At 61.6% G+C, this 24,447-nt stretch carries 23 protein-coding genes; 18 read left to right on the top strand and 5 right to left on the bottom strand.

All coding sequences use genetic code 11. The features are described from left to right. Nucleotides 1–43 precede the first annotated feature (43 nt). Together ABVN19_RS26740 and ABVN19_RS26735 are read left to right on the top strand one after the other, a co-directional pair. Nucleotides 44–388 carry a pentapeptide repeat-containing protein gene (locus ABVN19_RS26740; RefSeq protein WP_028944496.1) on the top strand — a complete coding sequence of 115 codons (345 nt, stop codon included), beginning with the start codon at nucleotides 44–46 and terminating at the stop codon, nucleotides 386–388. A gap of 162 nt (nucleotides 389–550) precedes the next feature. After that, entirely contained in the window at nucleotides 551–823 is a 273-nt protein-coding gene (locus ABVN19_RS26735; protein ID WP_028944497.1) for a TfoX/Sxy family protein, read from the top strand. Between the two features lie 183 nt (nucleotides 824–1,006). Here ABVN19_RS26735 and ABVN19_RS26730 read toward each other — a convergent pair whose 3' ends face one another. From ABVN19_RS26730 to ABVN19_RS26720, 3 genes are read right to left on the bottom strand one after another with little or no spacing between them, the layout of a single operon-like run. Then, entirely contained in the window at nucleotides 1,007–1,774 is a 768-nt protein-coding gene (locus ABVN19_RS26730; protein ID WP_028944498.1) for a heme ABC transporter ATP-binding protein, read from the bottom strand. Next, complete coding sequence (locus ABVN19_RS26725; RefSeq protein WP_167332122.1) at nucleotides 1,774–2,757, bottom strand: iron ABC transporter permease; 984 nt, start codon at nucleotides 2,755–2,757, stop codon at nucleotides 1,774–1,776. Before ABVN19_RS26725 ends, ABVN19_RS26730 begins: the two co-directional genes overlap by 1 nt. A gap of 50 nt (nucleotides 2,758–2,807) precedes the next feature. Next, nucleotides 2,808–3,674, bottom strand: a complete 867-nt coding sequence (locus tag ABVN19_RS26720) for a helical backbone metal receptor (protein WP_028944500.1) — start codon at nucleotides 3,672–3,674, stop codon at nucleotides 2,808–2,810. A gap of 152 nt (nucleotides 3,675–3,826) precedes the next feature. Between ABVN19_RS26720 and ABVN19_RS26715 the strand changes: the two genes are divergently transcribed. Next, the gene (locus tag ABVN19_RS26715) at nucleotides 3,827–4,144 is read left to right on the top strand and encodes a Rieske 2Fe-2S domain-containing protein (protein WP_028944501.1); all 318 of its coding nucleotides are present in this window, start codon (nucleotides 3,827–3,829) and stop codon (nucleotides 4,142–4,144) included. Here the strand turns inward: ABVN19_RS26715 and sfsA are convergent. Continuing rightward, on the bottom strand, nucleotides 4,137–4,847 hold the full coding sequence (gene sfsA, locus ABVN19_RS26710) for a DNA/RNA nuclease SfsA (protein ID WP_028944502.1): 711 nt from the start codon (nucleotides 4,845–4,847) through the stop codon (nucleotides 4,137–4,139). The two genes, ABVN19_RS26715 and sfsA, sit on opposite strands and share 8 nt — an antisense overlap. After that, entirely contained in the window at nucleotides 4,847–6,019 is a 1,173-nt protein-coding gene (locus ABVN19_RS26705; protein WP_105642700.1) for a pyridoxal phosphate-dependent aminotransferase, read from the bottom strand. The genes sfsA and ABVN19_RS26705 overlap by 1 nt, the downstream gene beginning before the upstream one ends. A gap of 211 nt (nucleotides 6,020–6,230) precedes the next feature. Here ABVN19_RS26705 and dksA point away from each other — a divergent pair, with 211 nt between their 5' ends. From dksA to ABVN19_RS26630, 15 genes are all read left to right on the top strand, one after another. After that, nucleotides 6,231–6,677 (top strand): RNA polymerase-binding protein DksA, encoded by a 447-nt coding sequence (gene dksA / locus ABVN19_RS26700; RefSeq protein ID WP_028944504.1) that lies wholly within the window; start codon nucleotides 6,231–6,233, stop codon nucleotides 6,675–6,677. Nucleotides 6,678–6,754: 77 nt separating this feature from the next. Next, complete coding sequence (gene gluQRS, locus ABVN19_RS26695; protein WP_028944505.1) at nucleotides 6,755–7,642, top strand: tRNA glutamyl-Q(34) synthetase GluQRS; 888 nt, start codon at nucleotides 6,755–6,757, stop codon at nucleotides 7,640–7,642. A gap of 174 nt (nucleotides 7,643–7,816) precedes the next feature. Then, nucleotides 7,817–7,993 carry a hypothetical protein gene (locus ABVN19_RS26690; RefSeq protein ID WP_003250005.1) on the top strand — a complete coding sequence of 59 codons (177 nt, stop codon included), beginning with the start codon at nucleotides 7,817–7,819 and terminating at the stop codon, nucleotides 7,991–7,993. Beyond that, on the top strand, nucleotides 7,977–10,931 hold the full coding sequence (locus tag ABVN19_RS26685) for a sensor histidine kinase (protein ID WP_028944506.1): 2,955 nt from the start codon (nucleotides 7,977–7,979) through the stop codon (nucleotides 10,929–10,931). Before ABVN19_RS26690 ends, ABVN19_RS26685 begins: the two co-directional genes overlap by 17 nt. A 22-nt stretch (nucleotides 10,932–10,953) precedes the next feature. Then, complete coding sequence (locus ABVN19_RS26680) at nucleotides 10,954–12,393, top strand: sigma-54 dependent transcriptional regulator (protein WP_028944507.1); 1,440 nt, start codon at nucleotides 10,954–10,956, stop codon at nucleotides 12,391–12,393. 701 nt (nucleotides 12,394–13,094) lie between these two features. After that, nucleotides 13,095–14,480: a polynucleotide adenylyltransferase PcnB gene (locus tag ABVN19_RS26675; protein WP_028944508.1), complete on the top strand. Its 1,386-nt coding sequence runs from the start codon at nucleotides 13,095–13,097 to the stop codon at nucleotides 14,478–14,480. Between the two features lie 3 nt (nucleotides 14,481–14,483). Continuing rightward, complete coding sequence (gene folK, locus ABVN19_RS26670) at nucleotides 14,484–14,960, top strand: 2-amino-4-hydroxy-6-hydroxymethyldihydropteridine diphosphokinase (RefSeq protein ID WP_028944509.1); 477 nt, start codon at nucleotides 14,484–14,486, stop codon at nucleotides 14,958–14,960. 251 nt (nucleotides 14,961–15,211) lie between these two features. Then, on the top strand, nucleotides 15,212–16,012 hold the full coding sequence (gene panB / locus ABVN19_RS26665) for a 3-methyl-2-oxobutanoate hydroxymethyltransferase (protein WP_028944510.1): 801 nt from the start codon (nucleotides 15,212–15,214) through the stop codon (nucleotides 16,010–16,012). Continuing rightward, on the top strand, nucleotides 16,009–16,866 hold the full coding sequence (gene panC / locus ABVN19_RS26660; protein WP_028944511.1) for a pantoate--beta-alanine ligase: 858 nt from the start codon (nucleotides 16,009–16,011) through the stop codon (nucleotides 16,864–16,866). Before panB ends, panC begins: the two co-directional genes overlap by 4 nt. A gap of 22 nt (nucleotides 16,867–16,888) precedes the next feature. Further along, the gene (gene panD, locus ABVN19_RS26655) at nucleotides 16,889–17,269 is read left to right on the top strand and encodes an aspartate 1-decarboxylase (RefSeq protein ID WP_028944512.1); all 381 of its coding nucleotides are present in this window, start codon (nucleotides 16,889–16,891) and stop codon (nucleotides 17,267–17,269) included. A gap of 111 nt (nucleotides 17,270–17,380) precedes the next feature. Next, nucleotides 17,381–19,045 (top strand): glucose-6-phosphate isomerase, encoded by a 1,665-nt coding sequence (gene pgi / locus ABVN19_RS26650; protein WP_105642702.1) that lies wholly within the window; start codon nucleotides 17,381–17,383, stop codon nucleotides 19,043–19,045. 124 nt (nucleotides 19,046–19,169) lie between these two features. Next, nucleotides 19,170–21,104 (top strand): acetate--CoA ligase, encoded by a 1,935-nt coding sequence (gene acs / locus ABVN19_RS26645; protein ID WP_105642703.1) that lies wholly within the window; start codon nucleotides 19,170–19,172, stop codon nucleotides 21,102–21,104. A gap of 39 nt (nucleotides 21,105–21,143) precedes the next feature. Next, complete coding sequence (locus tag ABVN19_RS26640) at nucleotides 21,144–22,013, top strand: oxygenase MpaB family protein (protein ID WP_105642704.1); 870 nt, start codon at nucleotides 21,144–21,146, stop codon at nucleotides 22,011–22,013. Nucleotides 22,014–22,136: 123 nt separating this feature from the next. Further along, the gene (locus tag ABVN19_RS26635; RefSeq protein ID WP_105642705.1) at nucleotides 22,137–23,315 is read left to right on the top strand and encodes an acetyl-CoA C-acetyltransferase; all 1,179 of its coding nucleotides are present in this window, start codon (nucleotides 22,137–22,139) and stop codon (nucleotides 23,313–23,315) included. Between the two features lie 79 nt (nucleotides 23,316–23,394). Beyond that, nucleotides 23,395–24,411: a class I SAM-dependent methyltransferase gene (locus tag ABVN19_RS26630; RefSeq protein WP_105642706.1), complete on the top strand. Its 1,017-nt coding sequence runs from the start codon at nucleotides 23,395–23,397 to the stop codon at nucleotides 24,409–24,411. Nucleotides 24,412–24,447: the final 36 nt, after the last annotated feature.

Genomic DNA, 24,447 nt, shown 5'->3' with positions numbered 1-24,447 from the left:
GACACTATAATGCCATCATCGGGTTTCACAGGGAGGCGTCTTCATGAATCAGCCACGGCAATTGGACAGCGCGCTGTATGCGCTGGTGCATGACGAACAGATCGCTCACTTCAACCGCGAGAAACCCAAGGACGCCGCCATCGACTTTCGCGGTGGTGACTTTCGCGGACTCGATCTGCGGGATCTGGACACCACCGGCATCGACTTCACCGATGCCTATTTCCGCGCCGCAGATCTGCGCGGGCTAGATCTTCGCCATAACGGCCTGGAAGGTGCGAGCCTGGCTCATGCGCAAATTTCCGGCACCTACTTTCCCGGCGAACTGAGCGCCGACGAGATCCTCATGTCGGTCAACTTCGGCACACGGCTGCGATACCGCACCCGCTGATAAACCTTGAACACCCCGCCAGGCGTGGCCTGACGGGGTGTTTGTGGCTGCCCGTCGGCACCCGATGGCAAAACGCCGCGTATTTTTGAAGTGCCGCTACACTGCTCATTGACCTGCCAGCGATTCCCTCTCAAGACCGTTCAGCCGTCGCAAGGAGGCTTGATGAACGATGAACTCCAGCATCTGAAAAATCTTGGCAAGACTTCTGCGCAGTGGCTGCATGCGGTCGGCATTCACAGCGCTTCGGATCTGCGTCGGCTCGGAGCGGTGAATGCCTACCAGGCAGTGCGCACCCGCGGCTTTCGGGCTTCGAAGGTGCTGCTGTACGCGATCGAAGGCGCCCTGCTCGATATGCACTGGAACGACATCCCCCCTGAACGCAAGGAAGCGCTCAACCAGCAACTGGATGCCAAGACGCCGAGGAAAAATAATTGAAAATATGAGATCGCAACGATTGACTTCGAAATGAGAATCGTTATGATTATCACAACTGGTCGCGAGACTGGTTGGGTAACCTGAAAGCCCCTGGTTCGGACTCTCAGATTATCTCCTCATCAGGCTAATCACGGTTATTGACCCGGCAGTTTTGCCGGGTCTTTTTTTGCCTGCGTTTTGTCATTAGCGGGCAATGATCAACGGATGTCCACGCTCCGGATGCGGTTGTACCAGCACATCGATACCAAACACCGCCTTGAGCGATTCAGGTCGCAGAGCCTGTTCAGGGCTGTCCAGTGCATGCATGTGCCCCTGTTCAAGCAACAGTATCCGGTCGCAGTAACGCGCGGCCAGGTTAAGGTCATGCAATATGACCAGCACCGCCGCACCGCGATCGGCGAAATTGCGCACGGCTTGTAATGTGGTGTGTTGATGCAAGGGATCGAGCATCGACGTCGGCTCATCGAGCAGCAGCGTCCTCCCCTCCTCCCCCGGCCACAACTGCGCCAGCACCCGTGCCAGATGAACCCGTTGCCGCTCGCCCCCAGACAATGCCAGGTAGCTGCGCCCGACCAGGTGCCGGGCATCCGCGGCGTCCAACGCCGCGTCGACGATCTGCTGATCACAGACCAGTCCCGTACGATGCGGCAGTCGGCCCATGCCGACCACTTCTTCGACCTTGAACGCGAATCCGAGACTGGAGATCTGAGGCAACACCGCCAGGCGCTGGGCTCGCTCCTGACCAGGCCAGTACGACAGGTCTCTGCCATCCAGGGTCACGCGCCCCTGACTGGCATTCAACTCACCGCACAGCGCACCGAGCAAGCTGCTTTTCCCTGCACCATTGGGGCCAAGTACGCCCAGCACCTGGTAGGACTGCAGCGCCAGGCTGATATTACTCAGCACCTGATTGCTGCCCCGCTGCAGGAACAGGTTTTCGACACAAAGCATCAGGTACGCCCCCGCAGCAACAGGTAGAGGAAAAACGGTGCGCCGATGAAAGCAGTAACGATACCGATGGGCAACTCGGCGGGCGCCAGCGCCAGCCGCGCTATCAGGTCGGCAAACAGCAGCAGTGAAGCCCCTGCCAGCAGCGAGGCCGGCAACAGTACGCGATGATCGGGCCCGGACAACAGGCGAACCAGGTGCGGTACCACCAACCCGATGAAACCGATCAGACCGGCAGCCGCCACCGCCGCTCCGACCCCCAATGCGGTACAGAACACCAGCTCGCGCTTGAGCGCCTCGACCTCTATACCCAGGTGCCTTGCTTCCGACTCACCCAACAACAAGGCATTCAGGGCCTGGGCCCGACGCGGCAGCCACAGCGCGACGCCGACGGCAACCATCACCAGCGGCCACAGCCGCTGATAGCTGGCACCGTTGAGACTGCCCAGGTTCCAGAAGGTCAGCGTGCGCAAGGTCGCGTCATCGGCCAGGTAAGTGAACAGGCCAACGGCGGAACTGGCCAAGGCGGTCAAGGCGATACCCGCCAGCAGCATGGTTGCGACGCTGGTCTGTCCGTCACGCCGGCCCAGGCGATAGACCAGGGCTGTCACGCCCAAGCCTCCGAGAAACGCACAGACCGACAACAGGTACGGCGCAAAGGCTTCCGGGATACCGCCCAGCCAACTGCCGCCAACTATCGCCACCGCCGCGCCAAGCGCCGCGCCACTGGACACTCCGACCAGGCCCGGGTCGGCCAGCGGGTTACGAAACAGGCCCTGCATGGCCACTCCGGACAAAGCCAGCACTGCCCCGACAGTCAGGCCGAGCAGGGTGCGCGGAAGGCGAATCTGGCCAAGGATGAGTTCGGCCTGATCCAGCCCCTCCCCGGCAATCGGTATGCCCAGCAGTCGCAGGCCGGCACGCAGCGTATCAAACAGTGGCAAGCTGACCGGCCCCAGGGCCAGGGACAGCCACACCGCCAGCAGGCACAGCAATGCCAGGGCGACGAAGAGCGTCCTGGGTTTGATAAGCCGGTTCATTGAGCGTCGGGGTAAAAGGCTTGCGAAAGACGCTGCAAGGTGCTCGGCAGGCGTGGACCTAGCCCCCCCACCAGCAAGGTCGGGTCGAGCTCAACCAGTCGCCCCGCTTGTGCCGCCTTCGAGGCCTTCAAGGCAGGATTCTCCTTAAGCAGTGCCTGCAGGGCCTGTTCACCGGTGAGACTGCGATCGGCAAACACCAGCACGTCCGGATTCAAGGCGGCCAAGGCTTCGACCGAAAAATTCTTGTAACCGTCGTTGTCGGCCAGGTTTCGGGCGCCTGCCCGCTGGAGGAGCCAGTCACCGGCGGTATCCTTGCCGGCGATCATCGGCTTGGCGCCGGCATGGCCGACCAGCAGGATTACCCCTGGGGCCGGGTGCCGAGCCTGGATTTGCTTGAGCTTGTCTTGCAGGTGCTCGAGCTGCTGGCGGTACTGAACATAGACCTTCTCGGCCTGTGCCGGGTTACCGAGCAGTTGCCCCAGATGCTTCAGGTTGGACTCCACCGCCTGCAGATCGGCCTTGCTGGAAAACAGTTCGACCTGGACCCCGGCCCCACGGATTTGCGCCAGCACCGGTGGTGGTCCCATTTCTTCGGTACCCACCAGCACATCGGGGCGCAGGCTCAGCACGCCTTCGGCCGACAATTGACGCTGATAGCCAATACTGGGCAAGGTCTTGAGCGATTCGGGATGTTGACTGGTGGTATCAACCCCCACCAATCGCTCCTCTCCGCCCAGCGCCGTGACCCATTCACTCAGTGCCCCACCGGCACTGACCCAACGTTGCGGCAAGGCTTCGGCTTGGACGAGGCTTGTGAATACAAGACCCAGACACAGAGTGATCAGGCTGGCACTTCGGCACATAACGGACTTCCTGGGAAAAGGAGCGGCATCCGGGTGGATAACGCTGGAGCCACGGGGTATAAAGCGTCCGACGCGGCATGTTCGAGCAATTTGATAATTATTTGCATTTGAACGTCAAGCGGCCACCGAGACTTCAGGTACCTCACTTCGCCATGCACTTTCTTTGTTTACCCGACGAATTGGCTGAAGGCCACAGCCGTGGCTTCAGCCTCGACGATACCCAACTGTTCGCCGTTCGCCGCGCAGGCAGGGTCTTCCTGTACCAGAACCGCTGCCCCCATCGCGGCATCCCGTTGAACTGGGAGCCCGATCAATTTCTCGACAGCAGCGCCAGCCTGATCACCTGCCGACGACATGGCGCGCTGTTTCTGATCGAATCGGGTGAATGTGTGGCCGGGCCCTGTGCCGGCGATTACCTGACCGCCCTGGCGTGCCGGGAAGACAGCCAGGGTATCTGGCTCGTCACCTGAGGAGTACCGGCAAGGGCCGATCGATATAGATCTGCTCGCCGTCGATGTGCGTACCGTACGCCAGCACCTCGACCCCATCTGCCACCGCAGCGCGCAAGGCAGATGCATAGGCGGCATCAATTTCTTCGGCTGGGCGCACCGCCTCGATGCCGCTGAGGCTCACACAGTACAGCTGTACCGCCCGCACGCCTTGGCGCGCCAGCGCCGCCAGTTCGCGCAGGTGCTTGGCGCCGCGCTGGGTGACCGCGTCCGGAAAGGCCGCAACGGCCGTTTCGGTGTACCCAAGGGTCACGCTCTTGACCTCGACATAAGCCGGCCCCTGGGCATAGTCCAGGCGAAAATCCACCCGGCTGCGCTCCTCGCCGTAGGCAACCTCGCGCTTGAGCCCAGTGAATCCGGCCAGCTCGGGGATGCGACCGGCACGCAATGCTTCCTCGACCAGTGCATTGGCCCGCCCGGTATTCACACAGGCCAGCCGCCCCTGGGGGGTTTCGCTGATTTCCCAAGTGCCCGGCAGCTTGCGCTTGGGGTCGTTGGAGCGGCTGAACCACACCTGCCCGCCTTCGACCATGCAATTGAACATCGAGCCCGTGTTGGGGCAATGGATAGTGATCTGCTCGCCGCAGGGCAGCTCGATATCGGCCAGGAAGCGTTTGTAACGACGCAGTAAACGAGCGGTTTCAAGGGGTGGACTAAAACGCATCAGCCTTGCCAACTCCGCAAGCCCCGGGCAATCCGCTCCACCGCTTCCTGCAGACGCGGCAAGCTCTGGGTATAGGCAAAACGCACATGATGCCCAGCCAGGTGGCGGCCGAAATCCAGTCCAGGCGTAAACGCAACGTGTTCGGTTTCAAGGAAATGCTGGCAAAACGCAAAGGCGTCACCACCAAAGGCGCTAATGTCGGCGTACAGGTAGAACGCGCCTTGGGGCTCCACGGCGATGCCAAAGCCCAGCTCACGCAAGGCAGGCAGCAGGAAATCGCGGCGACGTGCAAACTCGGCACGACGCTCTTCGAGAATGGCCAGGGTTGGCGGCTCGAAGCAGGCCAGCGCCGCATGTTGAGCCATACTCGGGGCACTGATGTAGAGATTCTGCGCCAGCTTCTCCAGATCGCCTACCGCTTCTGGAGGGGCCACCAGCCAGCCAAGGCGCCAGCCGGTCATGCCGAAATACTTGGAAAAACTATTCAGGACGAAGGCGCCGTCATCGACTTCCAACACGCTGGCAGCGTCCATCCCGTAGGTAAGCCCGTGGTAAATCTCGTCGACGACCAAGTGACCACCATGGGCGCGTGTGGCCGTAGACAGGTCAGACAGTTCGGAGCGATCCAGCACCGTACCGGTCGGGTTGGCCGGGGATGCCACCAGGGCCCCCACAGTGTCGTTGTCCCAATAGCGCTCGACCAGATCGGCAGTCAGTTGATAGTTGACTTCAGGCCCTACAGGTACCAGTTGCGCCCCCCCTTCGACCAAGCGCAAAAAGTGCCGGTTGCAGGGGTAGCCCGGGTCTGCCAGCAACCAGTGCTTGCCCGGATCCACCAGCAGGCTGCTGGCCAGCAGCAAGGCGCCGGAACCACCAGGGGTAATGAGAATGCGCCGGGGGTCGATGTTCAGCCCGTAGCGCTGCTGGTAGAAGCCTGCAATGGCTTCTCGCAAGGCAGGTAGACCGCGTGCAGCGGTGTAGCGCGTGTGCCCGGCAGCCAGCGCGGCCTGCCCGGCCTCGATGATCGGCGCGGCGGTGGTGAAGTCCGGCTCGCCGATTTCCAGGTGAATCACATCACAGCCGCTGGCTTGCAACTCATTGGCGCGCGCCAGCAGGGCCATGACGTGGAAGGGTTCTATGGCGCGACTGCGCGCACTGTAGGACTGGGCCATCAACCTTCTCTCAAATGGGTCTAGAATAATGATTCTACCCATGTGCCGAAGCGAACGTGTGGCTAAACCTGCTGTCAACCACGAAGACAACCGGGAGTAGCGCGCCCCGATTCGATCTGGTAAGTTCGGCGGCTCGCAGTCGCAGGGCCGGCGGGCGCCGGAGATGGAGCAGCCTGCGCAATGGATTAGAAGAGTGAGAGGCGGTCTATTCATGTCCACCCAAGAAAAGCAACAAAGCAGTCAACTCGTTCGCGGCTTCGAACCCTACAAAGAAACCAAGGGTGAGGAGTACATGGGTGCCCCCATGCGCAAGCATTTCACCACGCTCCTTCATAAGTGGAAGAAAGAGCTGATGGAAGGTGTGGACGCGACTGTGGACCACATGAAAGACGAGGCAGCCAACTTCCCGGACCCGGCCGATCGCGCCAGCCAGGAAGAAGAGTTTGCCCTTGAGCTGCGTAATCGCGATCGCGAACGCAAGCTGATCAAGAAAATCGACAAGACCCTGCAACTGATCGAAGACGAAGAGTACGGCTGGTGCGAAAGCTGCGGCGTGGAAATCGGTATCCGTCGCCTGGAAGCACGTCCGACCGCCGACCTCTGCTACGACTGCAAGACCTTGGCGGAAATCAAGGAAAAGCAGGTCGGCAAGGCCTGATCTGACCAGAACGGGGCGCTCAAGGCGCCCCGCTTCATTTATAGCTGCACCGATTGTCTCGTACCCTCGCCATGAGCATGAACAACCCTCGCTATATCGGGCGCTTCGCCCCTACTCCCAGTGGATTCCTGCATTTTGGTTCGCTGGTCGCAGCCTTGGCCTCCTGGCTCGATGCGCGCGCAGTGGACGGGCAGTGGCTGCTGCGCATGGAAGACATCGACCCACCGCGTGAAGCTCCCGGTGCCCAGGCGGCCATCCTGCACACCTTGGAAAGCTACGGCCTGACATGGGACGGCGAAGTCGTCTACCAAAGCCAGCGTCACGACGCCTATGCCGAAGTGGTCGAACGCCTGTTCCGCCAGGGGCTTGCCTACGCATGCACCTGTTCGCGCAAACAGCTTGAGGCCTACAACGGCATCTACCCGGGCCTGTGCCGCAACCTGGGCCATGCCCAGCAGGATGCCGCCATTCGCCTGCGCGTACCGGAATTGACCTACCGCTTCGAGGACCGGGTGCAGGGCATTTTTGAACAACACCTGGGGCGCGAAGTGGGCGATTTTGTGATCCGCCGTCGCGATGGCCTCTACGCCTATCAACTGGCCGTCGTGCTGGATGATGCCTGGCAAGGGGTGACCGATATCGTGCGTGGCGCCGACTTGCTCGACAACACTCCACGCCAGCTCTACCTGCAGGAACTGCTGGGCCTGTCGCAGCCTCGCTACCTGCATGTTCCGCTGATCACCCAGCCTGACGGACATAAACTGGGCAAGAGTTACCGCTCCGCTCCATTACCTGCCGAACAAGCGACGCCGCTGATCCTGCGCGCCTTGCGCGCGCTGGGCCAACCCACTGATCCCGCCATGCAACACGCCCGGCCCGCCGAGGTACTGGCCCATGCCGCGCGGCACTGGAGCGCCAATGCCGTCCCCCGGCGCCTGAACGTGCCCGAAGCAGACCTGCACTGAATCCGGTAGGAATGGGCCTGCCCAGCGATTACACGCTCGCGGGGCAAGCGCGCTCCTACACAAAGCTCAATAAATTCAAAACTTTGGCGAAAGCACGCCCATCCGTTACCATCGCCGCAGCCATTTGCGCCAATAATAAGTCCAAGCAGCAGCGCCCTAACCTTTGAGGCCAGCATGTATATCTATCGTTTGGTCCTGCTTCTGGTCGTGGGGATCTACCTGTTCTCCCCGGCCATCATGGACTGGTGGATCGAGCCGACCGGAGCCTGGTATCGCCCATACCTGCTCTGGCTGATCCTGATCGTCGTGACCTTTATCCTGCAGAGCCAACGTGATGCCGATGAGCTTTAGCCTGACCCAGATGATCCTGATCAGCGCCGCCTACCTGCTGGTGCTGTTCGGCGTGGCCTGGGTCAGCGAACGCGGCATGATCCCGCGCTCGATCATTCGCCACCCGCTGACCTATACCCTGTCACTCGGGGTCTACGCGAGTGCCTGGGCCTTCTATGGCTCGGTCGGCCTGGCCTACCAGTACGGCTATGGATTCCTCGCCTGCTACCTCGGTGTTTCCGGCGCCTTCCTGCTGGCGCCGGTGTTGCTGTACCCCATTCTGAAGATCACCCGCACCTATCAGCTGTCGTCCCTGGCCGACCTGATCGCCTTCCGCTTCCGCAGCACCTGGGCTGGTGCGCTGACCACGGTGTTCATGCTGATCGGCGTGCTGCCGTTGCTGGCGTTGCAGATCCAGGCGGTGGCCGATTCCATCAGCATCCTCACCGGTGAACCTGTAAAGGCCAGAGTGGCCCTGGCGTTCTGCGCGCTGATTACCCTATTCACCATTTTCTTCGGCTCGCGGCATATCGCCACACGGGAAAAGCACGAAGGCCTGGTATTCGCGATTGCCTTCGAGTCGGTCATCAAGCTTCTGGCGCTGGGGGGCATCGGCCTGTATGCCCTCTATGGCGTGTTCGGCGGCCCGCACCAGCTGGAAGTCTGGCTGCTGCAGAACCAGACCGCCCTGGCCGCACTGCACACCCCCTTGCAGGAAGGTCCATGGCGCACCTTGCTGCTGGTGTTCTTTGCCTCGGCCATCGTCATGCCGCACATGTACCACATGGCCTTTACCGAAAACCTCAATCCCCGCTCGCTGGTCAGCGCCAGCTGGGGCCTGCCGCTGTTCCTGCTGCTGATGAGCCTGGCGGTGCCGCTGATCCTCTGGGCGGGCCTCAAGATGGGCGCCACTACCAGCCCCGAGTACTTCACCCTGGGCCTGGGCATTGCCGCCAACAACCAGGCGCTTGCCTTGCTTGCCTATGTCGGTGGTCTGTCTGCCTCCAGCGGCCTGATCATTGTCACGACCCTGGCGCTCTCAGGCATGGCCCTCAACCATCTGGTACTGCCGCTGTACCAACCGCCAGCCGAGGGCAATATCTATCGTTGGCTGAAGTGGACCCGCCGGGCCTTGATCGTCGCCATCATTGCCGCAGGTTTCGGTTTCTACCTGACCCTGGGCAGCCAGCAGGATCTTGCCAACCTCGGCATCGTCGCCTTCGTTGCCACCCTGCAGTTCTTGCCCGGCGTCCTCTCGGTCCTGTACTGGCCGACCGCCAATCGACGTGGGTTCATCGCCGGGCTGCTCGCCGGGATCCTGGTGTGGATGGTGACCATGTTGCTGCCGCTGGTGGGCAACCTGCAGGGTTTCTACATCCCGCTGCTGAACATGATCTACGTGCTCGACGACACCAGCTGGCACATGGCAGCCATTGCCTCGCTGGCAGCGAACGTGCTGTTGTTCACCCTGATCTCGCTGTTCACCAACGCCAGCAGCGAAGAAGTCAGCGCTGCCGAAGCCTGTGCCGTCGACAACGTGCGCCGCCCACAGCGGCGCGAGCTGCATGCCGCGTCCCCCCAGGAGTTCGCCACGCAACTGGCCAAGCCCCTGGGTGCCAAGGCGGCACAAAAGGAAGTCGAGCAGGCCCTGCGCGACCTTTACCTGCCGTTCGATGAACGCCGCCCCTATGCACTGCGCCGCCTGCGCGATCGGATCGAGGCCAACCTGTCAGGCCTGATGGGCCCCAGTGTTGCCCAGGACATGGTGGAAACCTTCCTCCCCTACAAATCCGGTAATGAGAACTACGTCACCGAAGACATCCACTTCATCGAAAGCCGCCTGGAAGACTACCACTCACGTCTGACCGGCCTTGCCGCCGAACTCGATGCCCTGCGTCGCTACCACCGCCAGACCCTGCAAGAACTGCCCATGGGCGTCTGCTCGCTAGCCAAGGACCAGGAAATCCTGATGTGGAACAAGGCCATGGAAGAGCTCACCGGCATCCCGGCCAAGCGCGTGGTAGGCTCTCGCCTGACCACCATCGGCGAACCCTGGCGCGGGCTGTTGCTGGGCTTTATCAATGTCCCCGATGAACACCTGCACAAGCAGCGCCTGGGGCTCGATGGCCAGACTCGCTGGCTGAACCTGCACAAGGCCGCCATCGACGAGCCGCTTGCGCCGGGCAACAGCGGCCTGGTGGTACTGGTCGAAGACTTGACCGAAACCCAGGCCCTGGAAGACAAGCTGGTGCACTCCGAGCGCCTGGCCAGCATCGGCCGCCTGGCTGCAGGCGTCGCCCACGAAATCGGCAACCCGGTCACTGGTATCGCCTGCCTGGCCCAGAACCTGCGCGAAGAACGTGAAGACGATGGCGAGATCACCGAGCTCAGCAGCCAGATTCTGGAACAGACCAAACGTATCTCGCGCATCGTGCAATCGCTCATGAGCTTTGCCCATGCCGGTAGCCACCAGCAAAGCGACGAGCCGGTGTGCCTGGCTGAAGTGGCGCAGGATGCCATCGGTCTCCTGGCCTTGAACCGGCGCAATTTCGAAGTACAGTTCTTCAACCTGTGCGACCCCGAGCACTGGGTCGAGGGCGATCCGCAACGCCTGGCCCAGGTACTGATCAACCTGCTTTCCAACGCCCGCGACGCGTCCCCTCCCGGCAGCGCCGTGCGGGTAAAGAGCGAAGCGAGCGAGCATACCGTCGACCTGATCGTCGAGGACGAAGGCAGCGGTATTCCGAAAAACATCATGGATCGGCTGTTCGAACCCTTCTTCACTACCAAGGACCCGGGCGAAGGTACCGGACTGGGGCTTGCTCTGGTCTATTCCATCGTGGAAGAGCATTATGGACAAATCACCATCGACAGCCCGGCCGATACTCAAAGCCAGCGCGGCACCCGGATCCGAGTGACCCTGCCGCGTCATGTCGTAGCGACGTCCGCTGTGAACTGAGACCGTCGAGAGAATTGAATCAATGCCGCACATTCTGATCGTCGAAGACGAAACCATCATCCGCTCGGCACTGCGTCGACTGCTCGAGCGGAACCAGTACCAGGTCAGCGAAGCCGGCTCGGTGCAGGAAGCCCAGGAACGCTTCAGCATTGCCACCTTCGACCTGATTGTCAGCGACCTGCGCCTGCCCGGCGCCCCGGGCACCGAGCTGATCAAGCTCGGCCAGGGTACGCCGGTGCTGATCATGACCAGCTACGCAAGCCTGCGCTCTGCCGTCGACTCGATGAAGATGGGCGCGGTGGACTATATCGCCAAGCCGTTCGATCATGACGAAATGCTCCAGGCGGTAGCGCGTATCCTGCGCGATCGCCAGAACGCTCCGACGGTTCCCACCGAGCCCCGTGGCAATGGCAAGTCTGCTCCGGCAGACAAAGGCACCAGCAATGCGGCCAATGGCGAGATCGGCATCATAGGCTCATGCCCCCCGATGCAGGACCTGTACGGCAAGATCCGCAAGGTGGCGCCTACTGACTCCAATGTATTGATCCAGGGGGAGTCGGGCACTGGCAAGGAACTGGTCGCCCGTGCCTTGCACAATCTGTCGCGCCGGGCCAAGGCACCGATGATTTCGGTGAACTGCGCAGCGATTCCTGAAACCCTGATCGAATCGGAACTCTTCGGCCACGAAAAAGGCGCCTTTACCGGTGCCAGCGCCGGCCGCGCCGGCCTGGTCGAAGCCGCAGACGGCGGCACCCTGTTCCTCGACGAGATTGGTGAGCTGCCCCTGGAAGCCCAGGCGCGCCTGCTTAGGGTGTTGCAGGAAGGCGAGATCCGCCGGGTCGGCTCGGTGCAGTCGCAAAAGGTCGATGTGCGCCTGATCGCGGCAACCCACCGTGACCTGAAGAACCTGGCCAAGGTCGGCCAGTTCCGTGAAGACCTTTATTACCGCTTGCACGTCATCGCCCTCAAGCTACCCGCCTTGCGCGAGCGCGGCGCCGACGTCAACGAAATCGCCAACGCCTTCCTCGCCCGCCAGAGTGCGCGCATCGGTCGTAACGACCTGCGCTTTGGCCATGACGCAGAACAGGCCATCCGTCACTACTCCTGGCCCGGTAACGTCCGGGAACTGGAGAATGCGGTCGAGCGTGCGGTCATTCTTTGCGAAAGCCCGGAAATCTCCGCCGACCTCCTGGGTATCGACATCGAGCTGAGCGATCTGGACGACGATGAACCCTTCGCCAACCTGCCCAGCAGTGGCAGTACGGCCAGCAACACCAGCCACGAGCCCACCGAGGACCTGTCCCTTGAGGACTATTTCCAGCACTTCGTACTCGAGCACCAGGACCACATGACCGAGACCGAGCTTGCACGCAAGCTGGGGGTCAGTCGCAAGTGCCTGTGGGAACGTCGTCAGCGTCTGGGCATCCCACGGCGCAAGAGCGGCGCGACCAGCGACAGCTGATACCTTTCAGCTGTCACCGCGGGCGCGCGGCGGTAACACTGTCACGTTGCGACAAACTGTTACCTCGCCACAATCTCGTAACAAAAACCGGGGCTTACGGTAACGAAGCCTCGGTTTTTTTTTACCGTCCAAGGCCCGCAGAATCGCTCCAACCCCTTGTTTTACTGGGGTTTGCAAAAGTTGGCACGGCACCTGCTATATGTTTGGTACAAGAACAATAACAAGCACTGCAAAAGACAATAAAAATAAGACGAATCGGCTCACGCACAATAAGAACAAGACGGCGGAGGCGCAGCTAACTGATTCTTTTGGAGAGGAGTTGTTTTTGGGGCTTGCCCCACAACCAGGCAGAGAACAACAAAAACTGCACTCAAGCAGGGCCTGAACTGGTTGGATCGCAAGATCATTGCAACGTCAGCGACCAAAGCAATCCGTTTGCTCTTGAATCCCGGTTAGGGAGATCGTCCACAAGCTTTGCGTTTTGTGGATAGGGCGCTCAACAAAAACAAAAAGCCCGGCAAAAAAACAATAAGAGCACGCAACTACTTCTTGGGGAGCTTCGGCTCCCCTTGTAGTTTCTCCCCGGCGTCACCCCCACGTTGCTACCGCCTACACCATCTGCCCAGTAAATGCTAGAATCCCCGGCCATCATGCGGCCATTCTTCTTTTTTGGCCGAACATTCCTTCAAACAGTGCATCCCATGCTGAAGAAGCTGTTCCAGTCGTTCCGTCCTCCCGTACGTGGTCCGCACCACAAGCGCACCACGCCTGAAGTGATCAATAGCGGTCAACACTCGCTGCAACGTGGCCAATTCAGTCGTCATGCGGTGAGCATCGTCGAGCGCCTGCAAAATGCTGGCTACCAGGCCTATCTGGTTGGTGGCTGCGTGCGTGACCAACTCCTGGGGATTACCCCCAAGGACTTCGACGTCGCCACCAGTGCCACGCCAGAACAAGTTCGCGCCGAGTTTCGCAACGCACGCATCATTGGTCGCCGTTTCAAACTGGTTCACATCCATTTCGGACGTGAAATCATCGAAGTCGCCACCTTCCGCGCCAACCACCCGGAAAGCGAAGCTGAAGACAGCCACACCTCGTCCCGCAACGAGAGTGGGCGAATTCTGCGCGACAACGTCTATGGCACCCTGGAAGAAGACGCGCAACGCCGCGACTTCACCATCAATGCCCTGTACTACGACCCGGTCAGCGAGCGCATCCTCGACTACGCCAATGGCGTACACGATATTCGCAATCGCCTGATCCGCCTGATTGGCGATCCGACCCAGCGGTACCAGGAAGACCCGGTACGGATGCTGCGTGCCGTGCGGTTTGCCGCCAAGCTGAATTTCGGCATCGAGAAGCACACCGTGCAGCCGATTCGCGACCTGGCGCCCATGCTGCGTGAAATTCCAGCCGCCCGCCTGTTCGAGGAAACGCTCAAGCTGTTCCTCTCCGGCTACGCCGCCGATACGTTCGAGATGCTGGTCGACCTGCAACTGTTCGATCCACTGTTCCCGGCCAGTGCCGAGGCCCTGGAAGAACACCCGACCTATACGCATACCCTGATCAGCCAGGCACTGATCAACACCGACTTGCGCATCAAGCAAGGCAAGCCTGTGACGCCCGCGTTCCTGTTTGCCGCCATGCTCTGGCCGGCCTTGCCAGGTCGAGCGTTGCGCCTGCAAAGCCGTGGCATGCCGCCGATTCCGGCCATGAACGAAGCGGCCCATGAGCTGATCGCCGAACAGTGCCAGCGCATTGCAATCCCCAAGCGGTTCACCCTGCCGATCCGCGAGATCTGGGACATGCAAGAGCGTCTGCCGCGGCGCAGCGGCAAGCGTGCCGACCTGTTGCTGGACAACCCACGCTTCCGGGCCGGTTACGATTTCCTGTTGCTGCGCGAGAGTGCTGGCGAGGAAACCGACGGCCTGGGCCAATGGTGGACCGACTACCAGGACTGCAACGACACCGAGCGCCGCGACATGATTCGTGAGCTGGGCTCTCGTGACGAAGGTACCGGTGCCGCTCCGCGCAAACGCAAGCGCAGCCCGAGCAAACGCAAACGTGCCGACGCCGCAGGCGAATAAAGCATGGAGCGCGTGTATATCGGCCTGGGCAGCAATCTGGATGAGCCTAACCAACAGTTGCGCAGTGCAATCGATTCGCTGCGCCAGCTGCCTGAAACAACGATGACGGGGGTTTCTGCGTTCTACAGCAGCGAATCACTGTCACCGGGCCAACCGCGCTACACCAATGCCGTTGCCGCCCTGGAAACCGATCTGGCCCCACTGGTGCTGCTTGATAGCTTGCAGACCATCGAGGCCGCGCAGGGTCGCGAGCGCAAGGAGCGCTGGGGCCCGCGCACCCTCGACCTGGACATCCTGCTGTACGGCGACCAGGTTATCGATATTCCCCGCCTCAAGGTCCCGCATTACCACATGCAGGCCAGACCGTTCGTCCTTTACCCCCTTGCCGAACTGGTCCCGAACGACTTCCTGCTGGCCGATGGGCGCGCGCTCGCCCAACTGCTGGCAGATTGCCCGTTCGTCGGCCTGGAGCGCCTGTAGACGGGTACTCCCCCACACGGTAACGCCTGTAACAGCGCATTCGTAACAATGCGGTAACAGGGTAATTGACTTCAGCCCCCACCCTCACGACTATAGGCGTCCCGCGGCGCCTGCGCGCCGCAAAAAGGCGTATATAGGCCTGGAACAGGTCGTAACCAAAACACCACAATCGATGATGTGCTGTTCCAGAAGATGAATACACGCGTTGTACGCAGTCGTTTTTCACAGCGCCTGAACGAGGATTCCTTTTCATGCCAGAAGTAACCCTGACCACCCTGCAGAGCCTCAAGGCCAAGGGTGAGAAAATAACCATGCTGACCTGCTATGATGCGACCTTTGCTCAGGCTGCCAGCCGTGCCGGCGTGGAAATCCTGCTGGTGGGTGACTCCCTGGGCATGGTCCTGCAGGGCCATGACAGCACCCTGCCCGTCAGCACCGCCGACATGGCCTACCACACCGCCTGTGTGAAGCGCGGAAACGAAGGCGCGCTGATCCTTGCCGACTTGCCCTTCATGGCCTACGCCACTGCCGACCAGGCCTTCGCCAACTGTGGCGCCCTGATGCAGGCTGGCGCCCATATGGTCAAGATCGAGGGTGCCGCCTGGCTGGGCGATACCATTCGCATGCTCGCCGAACGTGGCGTACCGGTATGTGCCCACATGGGCCTGACCCCTCAGGCGGTCAACATTCTGGGTGGCTACAAGGTCCAGGGTCGCCAGGAAAGCCAGGCGCGCCAGATGCGTGCCGACGCCATTGCCCTCGAGCAGGCCGGCGCCGCCATGCTGCTGCTTGAATGCGTACCGAGCGAACTGGCGGCTGAAATCACCCAGGCAGTGAGTATTCCAGTGATTGGCATCGGCGCCGGCAGCGCGACCGACGGTCAGGTCCTGGTGCTGCACGACATGCTGGGCTTGTCGTTGACTGGTCGAGTGCCCAAGTTCGTGAAAAACTTCATGGCCGGTCAGAGCGACATCCAGGGTGCGCTCCAGGCCTACGTAACAGCGGTCAAGGACGTCAGCTTCCCAGGCAGCGAACACGGGTTCAGTGCATGAATACAGTCAAGACCGTCCGCGAACTGCGCGCCGCCGTGGCGCGCGCGCGCAGTGAAGGCAAGCGCATCGGCTTCGTACCGACCATGGGCAACCTGCACAGCGGCCATGCCGCCTTGGTGACCAAGGCCGCGCAGCGTGCCGACTTCGTGGTCGCCAGCATCTTTGTCAATCCGTTGCAGTTTGGCCCCAGCGAAGACCTCGACAAATACCCTCGTACCCTCGCTGCCGACCAGGAGACCCTGCTCCAGGCGGGTTGCCACCTGCTGTTCGCGCCCACTGTCGAAGAAATGTACCCCGACGGCACGGCCGGCCAGACCCGGGTCAGCGTCCCACAATTGTCTGAAGGCCTGTGCGGTGCTAGCCGCCCGGGGCACTTCGAAGGCGTGGCGACCGTGGTCAACAAGCTGTTCAACATGGTCCAACCGGACTTGGCCGTGTTCGGCCAGAAGGACTTCCAGCAGCTCGCGGTGATCCGCGCGCTGGTACGCGACCTGAACATGCCGATCCAGATCATTGGCGAGCCTACCGTGCGCGCCGACGATGGCCTGGCGTTGTCGTCGCGCAACGGCTACCTGAACGAAGAACAACGCGCCACCGCGCCAGCGTTGTATCGCGTGCTGAGCGCCATGGCCGCGGCCATCGAGCAAGGCACGCGTGATTACCCGGCCCTGATCGCCGGCAGCCAGGAACAACTAATCGCTGCCGGCTTTCGCCCCGACTACCTGGAAGTCCGCCAGGCCCTCAGCCTGCGCCCGGCCACCGCCGATGACCGCGACCTGGTGATCCTCGTGGCTGCGTTCCTGGGGGCGACGCGCCTGATCGACAACCTGCACTTGAACCTCGACGACCAGTAACAAGATCCCGCAGAGGAACCCCATGCACGCCATCATGCTCAAGGCCAAACTGCACCGCGCCGAAGTCACCCACGCGGTGCTCGACTACGAAGGCTCCTGCGCCATCGACGGCCTCTGGCTCGACCTGGCCGGTATTCGCGAGTACGAACAGATCCAGATCTACAACATCGACAATGGCGAGCGCTTCACCACCTATGCTATTCGCGGCGAAGAAGGCTCGCGGATGATCTCGGTCAACGGCGCTGCCGCACACAAGGCCAAGGTCGGTGACCGGGTGATCATCTGTGCCTATGCTCACTACAGCGAAGCCGAGCTGGTCAACTTCAAGCCCCGCATGCTCTACATGGCCCCAGGTAACGAGCTGAGCCACACCAGCAACGCCATTCCCGTACAACTGGCATGAGGCCAGCGCGCCCTGATCTCCAGGCTGTGTGCCTATAATTGTCACCAGCCTGCAAACAGGTCGTTTTTTCTAGTGTCCCAGGTAGCTCACGCAATAAGGAAATCTGCAGCAATGGCGTATTACCGCACCCCCCATGACGTTACGTCCCTGCCAGCCTGGCTGGCACTCCAACAGCACCGCGAAGCCTTGCAGGATTTCAGCATGCGGGACGCATTCAATGCTGATGCGCAACGTTTCAATCAGTTCTCCTTGAGCACCTGCGGCCTGTTTCTCGACTACTCGAAGAATTTGATCAACGGCCAGACCCGCGACCTGTTGGTCAACCTGGCCAACGAAGTCGGCTTGCAGGACGCGATCAAATCGCTGTTCGCCGGCGAAATCCTCAACGCCTCCGAAGGCCGCCCGGCGCTGCACACGGCCCTGCGCCGTCCGGTGGGCGACAAGTTGAACGTCAACGGCGTCAATGTGATGCCCGAGGTGCACAAGGTCCTGAACCAGGTAACCGAACTGGTCGGGCGCATCCATGACGGCCTGTGGCGCGGTTACAGCGAAAAGCCGATCACTGACGTGGTGAACATCGGTATCGGCGGCTCGTTCCTGGGCCCCGAGCTGGTCTCTGAAGCCTTGCTGCCCTACGCCCAGCGCGGCGTACGCTGCCACTACCTGGCCAATATCGACGGCAGCGAGTTCCACGAGCTGTCGGCCAAGCTTCGCGCCGAAACCACGCTGTTCATCGTTTCATCGAAATCCTTCAACACCCTGGAAACCCTGAAGAACGCCCAAGCGGCGCGCAGCTGGTACCTGGCCCAGGGTGGTTCTGAAGCCGAGCTGTACAAGCACTTCATCGCTGTTTCCAGCAACAAGGCCGCCGCCGTGGCCTTTGGTATCCGCGAAGAAAATATCTTCCCGATGTGGGACTGGGTGGGCGGTCGTTATTCGCTGTGGTCGGCGATCGGCCTGCCGATCGCATTGGCCATCGGCACTGCCAACTTTAAGGAGCTGCTGTCGGGTGCCTACACCATGGACCAGCACTTCCAGAACGCGCCTTTCGAGCAGAACATGCCCGTGCTGCTGGCCCTCTTGGGTGTCTGGTACGGTAACTTCTGGGGGGCGCAGAGCCATGCAATCCTTCCCTATGACCACTACCTGCGAAACATCACCAAGCACCTGCAGCAGTTGGACATGGAGTCGAACGGCAAGAGCGTTCGCCAGGACGGCACCCCAGTCAACCACGACACCGGTCCGGTGATCTGGGGTGGCGTGGGCTGCAACGGCCAGCACGCCTACCATCAGTTGCTGCACCAGGGCACCCAGCTGATCCCGGCCGACTTCATCGTTCCGGTCGTCAGTTTCAATCCGGTCGCCGATCATCATCAGTGGCTATACGCCAATTGCCTGTCGCAAAGCCAGGCCCTGATGCTCGGCAGAACACGCGCCGAAGCAGAAGCCGAACTGCGCGACAAAGGCCTGGCCGAAGACGACATCCAGAAACTTGCGCCACACAAGGTGATTCCGGGCAACCGTCCGAGCAACACCCTGGTGGTCGAGCGCATCAGCCCCCGTCGCCTGGGTGCGCTGGTTGCGATGTACGAGCACAAAGTGTTCGTGCAGAGCGTGATCTGGGGTATCAACGCCTTCGACCAATGGGGCGTGGAGTTGGGCAAGGAGCTTGGCAAGGGTGTGTACCAGCGCCTGACCGGCGGCATCGAAGAGCCCGCCGAGGACGCATCCACCCAAGGCCTGATCAACTTCTTCCGCAGCCGCCACCGCGGTTGAACCGCCTTCGCTACCCCGGGTCGAACGAACACGGCCAGGGGTAGCGGCTACACTGTTCTGACACTGTTGCAGGCGCCTGCCCCCGGCAGGCTTCTGACCAAAACAAGCAGAACAGGACCCCGCCATGTTCGATATCAGCGCATATCCCCATGCCGACGCCGTCAGCAAAGCGGCACGACTGAGCCAGGCCGATTACGAGCGCCTGTACCGCCAGTCGATAGAAGATCCCGATGCCTTCTGGACAGAACAGGCCAAACGCCTGGACTGGATAAAACCCTTCGCCAGTGTTCAGCACAGCGACATGAAGACCGGCCAGGCACGCTGGTTTGAAGGCGCGCAACTCAATGTCAGTTACAACTGCATCGATCGTCACCTGGCCACGCGCGCCGATCAAGTCGCGATCATCCGCGAAGGCGACGATCCCAACGATTCCAGCCAGATCACCTACCGCGAATTGCATGACAAGGTCAGCCGCCTGGCCAACGTGCTCAAGCAGCGCGGGGTGAAAAAAGGTGACCGGGTGTGCATCTACATGCCGATGATTCCCGAAGCGGCGTACGCCATGCTGGCCTGCAGCCGGATCGGCGCCATTCACTCGGTGGTGTTCGGCGGCTTTTCTCCCGATGCCTTGCGTGACCGGATTCTAGACGCCGACTGCCGCACGGTCATTACCGCTGACGAAGGGGTACGCGGCGCCAAGACCATTGCCTTGAAAAAGAATGTCGACAAGGCCCTGGCCAGTTGCCCGAACGTGAGCACCGTCGTGGTGGTGAAGCGCACCGGCGGCGCTATCGACTGGAGCGAAGGACGCGATATCGCTTACCACGACGCCATTGCCAAGGTCAGCCCTGACTGCCCACCCGAGCCGATGGCCGCCGAAGATCCGCTGTTTATCCTCTACACCTCCGGCAGCACCGGCAAACCCAAGGGAGTGATGCACACCACCGCCGGCTACCTGCTGCAAGCCACCATGACCTTCGAGACAGTGTTCGACTACCGCGACGGCGAAGTATTCTGGTGTACCGCTGACGTGGGTTGGGTCACTGGCCATAGCTACATCGTCTATGGGCCGCTGGCCAACGGTGCGATTACCCTGATGTTCGAAGGCGTGCCCAACTATCCAGACGCCTCGCGCTTCTGGCAGGTGGTGGACAAGCACAAGGTGAACATCTTCTATACCGCTCCCACCGCGTTGCGCGCCCTGATGCGTGAGGGCGATGGCCCGTTGAAGAACACCTCGCGCAAAAGCCTGCGCCTGCTTGGCAGCGTTGGCGAGCCGATCAACCCTGAAGCCTGGGAATGGTATTTCGAGGCCGTGGGCGAGAAACGCTGCCCCATCGTCGACACCTGGTGGCAGACCGAGACCGGCGGCATCATGATCAGCCCGCTGGTGGGTACGCGGCGCATCAAGCCCGGTTGCGCGACACAGCCCATGTTCGGCGTACAGCCCGTGCTGCTCGACGACAAGGGCAAACTGATCGAAGGCGCCGGAAGCGGGATGCTGGCGATAAAGGCCAGTTGGCCTGCTCAGATCCGCAGCGTGTACGGCGATCATCAACGAATGATCGAAACCTACTTCAAGCCGCTGCCGGGGTACTACTTCACCGGTGATGGCGCACGCCGCGATGCCGATGGCGACCTGTGGATAACCGGCCGCATCGATGACGTGATCAATGTGTCCGGACACCGGATCGGCACCGCCGAAGTCGAAAGCGCACTGGTGCTGCACGATGCCATCGCCGAGGCGGCCGTAGTCGGGTACCCTCACGATCTGAAGGGGCAAGGGGTCTACGCCTTTGTGACACCGATGAACGGCGTTGCGGCAGATGACGTCCTCAAGCAGGAGCTACTGGCCCTGGTCAGCAAGGAAATCGGCAGCTTCGCCAAGCCGGAACTGATCCAGTGGGCCCCGGCCCTGCCCAAGACCCGCTCAGGCAAGATCATGCGCCGCATCCTGCGCAAGATCGCCTGCAACGAACTCGACAACCTCGGCGACACGTCGACCCTGGCCGACCCCAGCGTGGTCCAGGGGCTTATCGACAAGCGCCTCAACCAGTAAGCGGCAGCCTGTACACGGCTACCGCGCAATAAGGTAGCCATGGAAGCGATTCGCCGCCGCATCGAAACCCAGGTGATGAGCCTCACGGGCTTGTCCCTGGGGCAACTGGATCTGGAAAACCCCAAGGGCGACCCTGGCCTGTTCGGCCCAGACAGCGTCAGCTGGCGCGTCCATGGGGATTTTCCGAGCATGCTGGTCGGTGGGATCAGTGCCTTGCTCTTGCAACTGCTGCATCCGCTTGCCCTGGCTGGGGTGTGGGATCACTCCAACTTCCGTCAGGACCTGCTCGGGCGCCTGCGACGCACCAGCCAGTTCATCTCGGGGACCACGTTTGGCGCCACCCGAGATGCCGACTGGCTCATCGACAAAGTACGCACCATTCACCTTCAGGTGGTGGGAAGCGCCGCAGATGGTCGTCCTTACGCCGCCAGCGACCCTGACCTGCTGACCTGGGTGCATGTGGCTGAAGTCAGCAGCTTTCTCGCTGCCCATCTGCGTTACCGCAACCCGCACATGCCGCTGGCCGAGCAGGACGCTTACTATGCTCAGATCGCCCTGATCGCCGAACGCCTGGGGGCCCGCAATGTACCCCGCTCCCATCAGCAAGTGAGTGACTACCTGCAGGCCATGCGCCCGCACTTGCACTGCGATGCCCGCAGCCAAGAAGTGGTACAGGTGTTGCTCGATGCCCCGGCGCCCAGCCGCCTGGCCAAGCCGATGGGCAGTCTGATGCTGCGCGCGGGCATCGACCTGTTACCGCCATGGGCCAGCGCCATGCTCGACCTGCACCAACATCCCATGCAACGCCGACTGATCCGCCTGGGCATCAGCAGCACCGCACCGGTGCTGCGCTGGGCCATGCGCGATGGCTCGCTGCAACGAGCCCGGCGGCGCATGGGGCTCGGTTGAACACGAGCGAGCGGTTCGCCGTTGGCGGTCCCCCCGGCATCTATGCCACCATGACGGTCTATCAAGGCCCGAGGGGCCTGTGCTGTTCTGACACCAAATCGAATAAGAGTGAGGACCTGCGCCATGCAAGATGTCGTTATCGTTGCCGCCACCCGTACCGCTGTCGGTAGCTACCAGGGAGCGTTGGCCACCATCCCAGCCGTAGACCTGGGCGCGGCCGTGATTCGCCAGTTGTTGGCCCAGACCGGCGTCGACGGTGAACTGGTCGATGAAGTCATCCTCGGCCAGGTATTGACCGCAGGCGCCGGGCAAAACCCCGCGCGCCAGGCGGCGATCAAGGCTGGACTGCCCCACGCCGTCCCCGCCATGACCCTGAACAAGGTGTGCGGCTCGGGGCTAAAAGCCCTGCACCTGGCCACTCAGGCCATCCGCTGCGGTGACGCCGACGTCATCATCGCAGGTGGCCAGGAAAACATGAGCCTGGCCAACTATGTGATGCCCGGTGCCCGAACTGGCCTGCGCATGGGTCACAGCAGCCTGATCGACAGCATGATCAGCGACGGCCTGTGGGACGCCTTCAACGACTACCACATGGGCATCACCGCCGAGAACCTGGTGGCGAAGTACGGCATCAGTCGCGAGGACCAGGATGCCTTCGCCGCGGCCTCGCAACAAAAAGCCGCAGCGGCCATCGAGTCGGGACGGTTTGTCGACGAAATCACGCCGATCCTGATCCCTCAGCGCAAGGGCGACCCGATTGCCTTTGCCGTCGACGAGCAACCCCGTGCCGGCACCACCGCCGAGTCCCTGAGCAAACTCAAGCCTGCCTTCAAGAAAGAGGGTACGGTTACGGCCGGTAACGCCTCTTCACTGAATGATGGTGCTGCGGCAGTGATGCTGATGAGCGCAGCCAAGGCACAGCAGCTGGGCTTGCCGGTCCTGGCTCGGATCAAAGCCTATGCCAACGCTGGTGTCGACCCGGCAATCATGGGCATCGGCCCGGTAAGCGCTACGCGTCGCTGCCTGGACAAGGCCGGCTGGCAGTTGGCCGACCTGGATCTGATCGAAGCTAACGAAGCGTTCGCTGCCCAGGCGTTGTCGGTTGGCAAGGAGCTGGGTTGGGATGCCAGCAAGGTCAACGTCAATGGCGGTGCCATTGCCCTGGGCCATCCGATCGGCGCTTCTGGCTGTCGCGTACTGGTCACTCTGCTGCACGAAATGATCAAGCGTGATGCCCAAAAAGGCCTGGCTACCCTGTGCATTGGTGGCGGTCAGGGCGTAGCCCTGGCGATCGAGCGCTAATCACCCCGGGAGGGGCTGCAACGGCCCCTCCCCCGCCTTCTGCTGCTAAACTGCACGTCCGCAAACCAAGGCCACGTGCATGTCCCTCTTGAATCAGGCGCTGCGCGCCGCCCTCGATGCCCGCAAGGGCCTTCTCAGCGAACTGCATGCCCAAGGCACCGATTGCTACCGTTTGTTCCATGGCAGCCAGGAGGGCGCCGGCGGCTTGACCATCGATCGTTATGGCCCACAGCTGCTGGTGCAGAGTTTTCACCATACCCTGGACACCGACACCCTTCTTGCCCTGCACGCAGCCATCGAAGCAGAACTGCGCCTTGCCTTGCTGCTGGTGTACAACGACCGCTCCCAGGGCAACAGCCGGATAGACCGCCGCGACCCGGTCTACCAGGCGAGCGAAGCAGCCCTGGGCGATCACATCGGCCACGAGTGGGGCCTGAACTACCGGGTACGAGGCCGCCATGCCGGCCAGGACCCGCTGCTGTTTCTCGACCTGCGCAATGCCCGCGGCTGGGTCAAGCAGCACAGTGCCGGCAAGCGTGTGCTCAATCTGTTCGCCTACACCTGCGGTGTCGGCCTCAGCGCTGCGGCGGGAGGTGCTCGCGAGGTGTGCAACCTGGACTTTGCAGAGGGCAACCTGGCAGTGGGCAAGGAAAACAATGCTCTCAACCCACAGTTGCCAGCGATGGCATTTGTCCAGTCCGACTACTTCCCTGCCATCCGCCAGCTCGCAGGTCTGCCCGTCAGCCAGCGGCGCGGGCACAAGCTGCCGCCTTACCCGCGCCTGGAGCAGCGTCAGTTCGACCTGGTGTTTCTCGACCCACCGGCCTGGGCCAAGAGCGCCTTCGGCACCGTCGACCTGCTGCGTGACTATCAGAGCCTGCTCAAGCCGGCCCTGTTGAGCACTGCCGAAGACGGCGTACTGATCTGCTGTAACAACCTGGCCAAAGTCAGCTTCGACGAATGGCGCGACCAAGTCCTGCGCTGTGCCGAAAAAAGTGGTCGTCCGGTACGTGATTGGCAAGCCCTCAAACCCGCCGGCGACTTTCCGTCGCAGGACGGCCAATCACCGCTCAAGACCTTGATTCTTCAGCTCTGAAGCGAAATTTCGCTAATTATTGGAGTAATTTCGGAA

Source organism: Pseudomonas vranovensis, assembly GCF_040438935.1.
GTDB lineage: Bacteria > Pseudomonadota > Gammaproteobacteria > Pseudomonadales > Pseudomonadaceae > Aquipseudomonas > Aquipseudomonas vranovensis.
The sequence above is the reverse complement of the archived record's forward strand: the minus strand, read 5'-3'. Positions and strand labels throughout refer to the sequence as shown.

What these genes read in the sequence shown, in the direction of transcription:
- ABVN19_RS26740 (WP_028944496.1), top strand. Translation starts at nt 44, where the DNA reads ATGAATCAGCCACGGCAATTGGACAGCGCGCTGTATGCGCTGGTGCAT.
- ABVN19_RS26735 (WP_028944497.1), top strand. Translation starts at nt 551, where the DNA reads ATGAACGATGAACTCCAGCATCTGAAAAATCTTGGCAAGACTTCTGCG.
- ABVN19_RS26730 (WP_028944498.1), bottom strand. Translation starts at nt 1,774, where the DNA reads ATGCTTTGTGTCGAAAACCTGTTCCTGCAGCGGGGCAGCAATCAGGTG.
- ABVN19_RS26720 (WP_028944500.1), bottom strand. Translation starts at nt 3,674, where the DNA reads ATGTGCCGAAGTGCCAGCCTGATCACTCTGTGTCTGGGTCTTGTATTC.
- ABVN19_RS26715 (WP_028944501.1), top strand. Translation starts at nt 3,827, where the DNA reads ATGCACTTTCTTTGTTTACCCGACGAATTGGCTGAAGGCCACAGCCGT.
- sfsA (WP_028944502.1), bottom strand. Translation starts at nt 4,847, where the DNA reads ATGCGTTTTAGTCCACCCCTTGAAACCGCTCGTTTACTGCGTCGTTAC.
- ABVN19_RS26705 (WP_105642700.1), bottom strand. Translation starts at nt 6,019, where the DNA reads ATGGCCCAGTCCTACAGTGCGCGCAGTCGCGCCATAGAACCCTTCCAC.
- dksA (WP_028944504.1), top strand. Translation starts at nt 6,231, where the DNA reads ATGTCCACCCAAGAAAAGCAACAAAGCAGTCAACTCGTTCGCGGCTTC.
- gluQRS (WP_028944505.1), top strand. Translation starts at nt 6,755, where the DNA reads ATGAACAACCCTCGCTATATCGGGCGCTTCGCCCCTACTCCCAGTGGA.
- ABVN19_RS26690 (WP_003250005.1), top strand. Translation starts at nt 7,817, where the DNA reads ATGTATATCTATCGTTTGGTCCTGCTTCTGGTCGTGGGGATCTACCTG.
- ABVN19_RS26685 (WP_028944506.1), top strand. Translation starts at nt 7,977, where the DNA reads ATGCCGATGAGCTTTAGCCTGACCCAGATGATCCTGATCAGCGCCGCC.
- ABVN19_RS26680 (WP_028944507.1), top strand. Translation starts at nt 10,954, where the DNA reads ATGCCGCACATTCTGATCGTCGAAGACGAAACCATCATCCGCTCGGCA.
- ABVN19_RS26675 (WP_028944508.1), top strand. Translation starts at nt 13,095, where the DNA reads ATGCTGAAGAAGCTGTTCCAGTCGTTCCGTCCTCCCGTACGTGGTCCG.
- folK (WP_028944509.1), top strand. Translation starts at nt 14,484, where the DNA reads ATGGAGCGCGTGTATATCGGCCTGGGCAGCAATCTGGATGAGCCTAAC.
- panB (WP_028944510.1), top strand. Translation starts at nt 15,212, where the DNA reads ATGCCAGAAGTAACCCTGACCACCCTGCAGAGCCTCAAGGCCAAGGGT.
- panC (WP_028944511.1), top strand. Translation starts at nt 16,009, where the DNA reads ATGAATACAGTCAAGACCGTCCGCGAACTGCGCGCCGCCGTGGCGCGC.
- panD (WP_028944512.1), top strand. Translation starts at nt 16,889, where the DNA reads ATGCACGCCATCATGCTCAAGGCCAAACTGCACCGCGCCGAAGTCACC.
- pgi (WP_105642702.1), top strand. Translation starts at nt 17,381, where the DNA reads ATGGCGTATTACCGCACCCCCCATGACGTTACGTCCCTGCCAGCCTGG.
- acs (WP_105642703.1), top strand. Translation starts at nt 19,170, where the DNA reads ATGTTCGATATCAGCGCATATCCCCATGCCGACGCCGTCAGCAAAGCG.
- ABVN19_RS26640 (WP_105642704.1), top strand. Translation starts at nt 21,144, where the DNA reads ATGGAAGCGATTCGCCGCCGCATCGAAACCCAGGTGATGAGCCTCACG.
- ABVN19_RS26635 (WP_105642705.1), top strand. Translation starts at nt 22,137, where the DNA reads ATGCAAGATGTCGTTATCGTTGCCGCCACCCGTACCGCTGTCGGTAGC.
- ABVN19_RS26630 (WP_105642706.1), top strand. Translation starts at nt 23,395, where the DNA reads ATGTCCCTCTTGAATCAGGCGCTGCGCGCCGCCCTCGATGCCCGCAAG.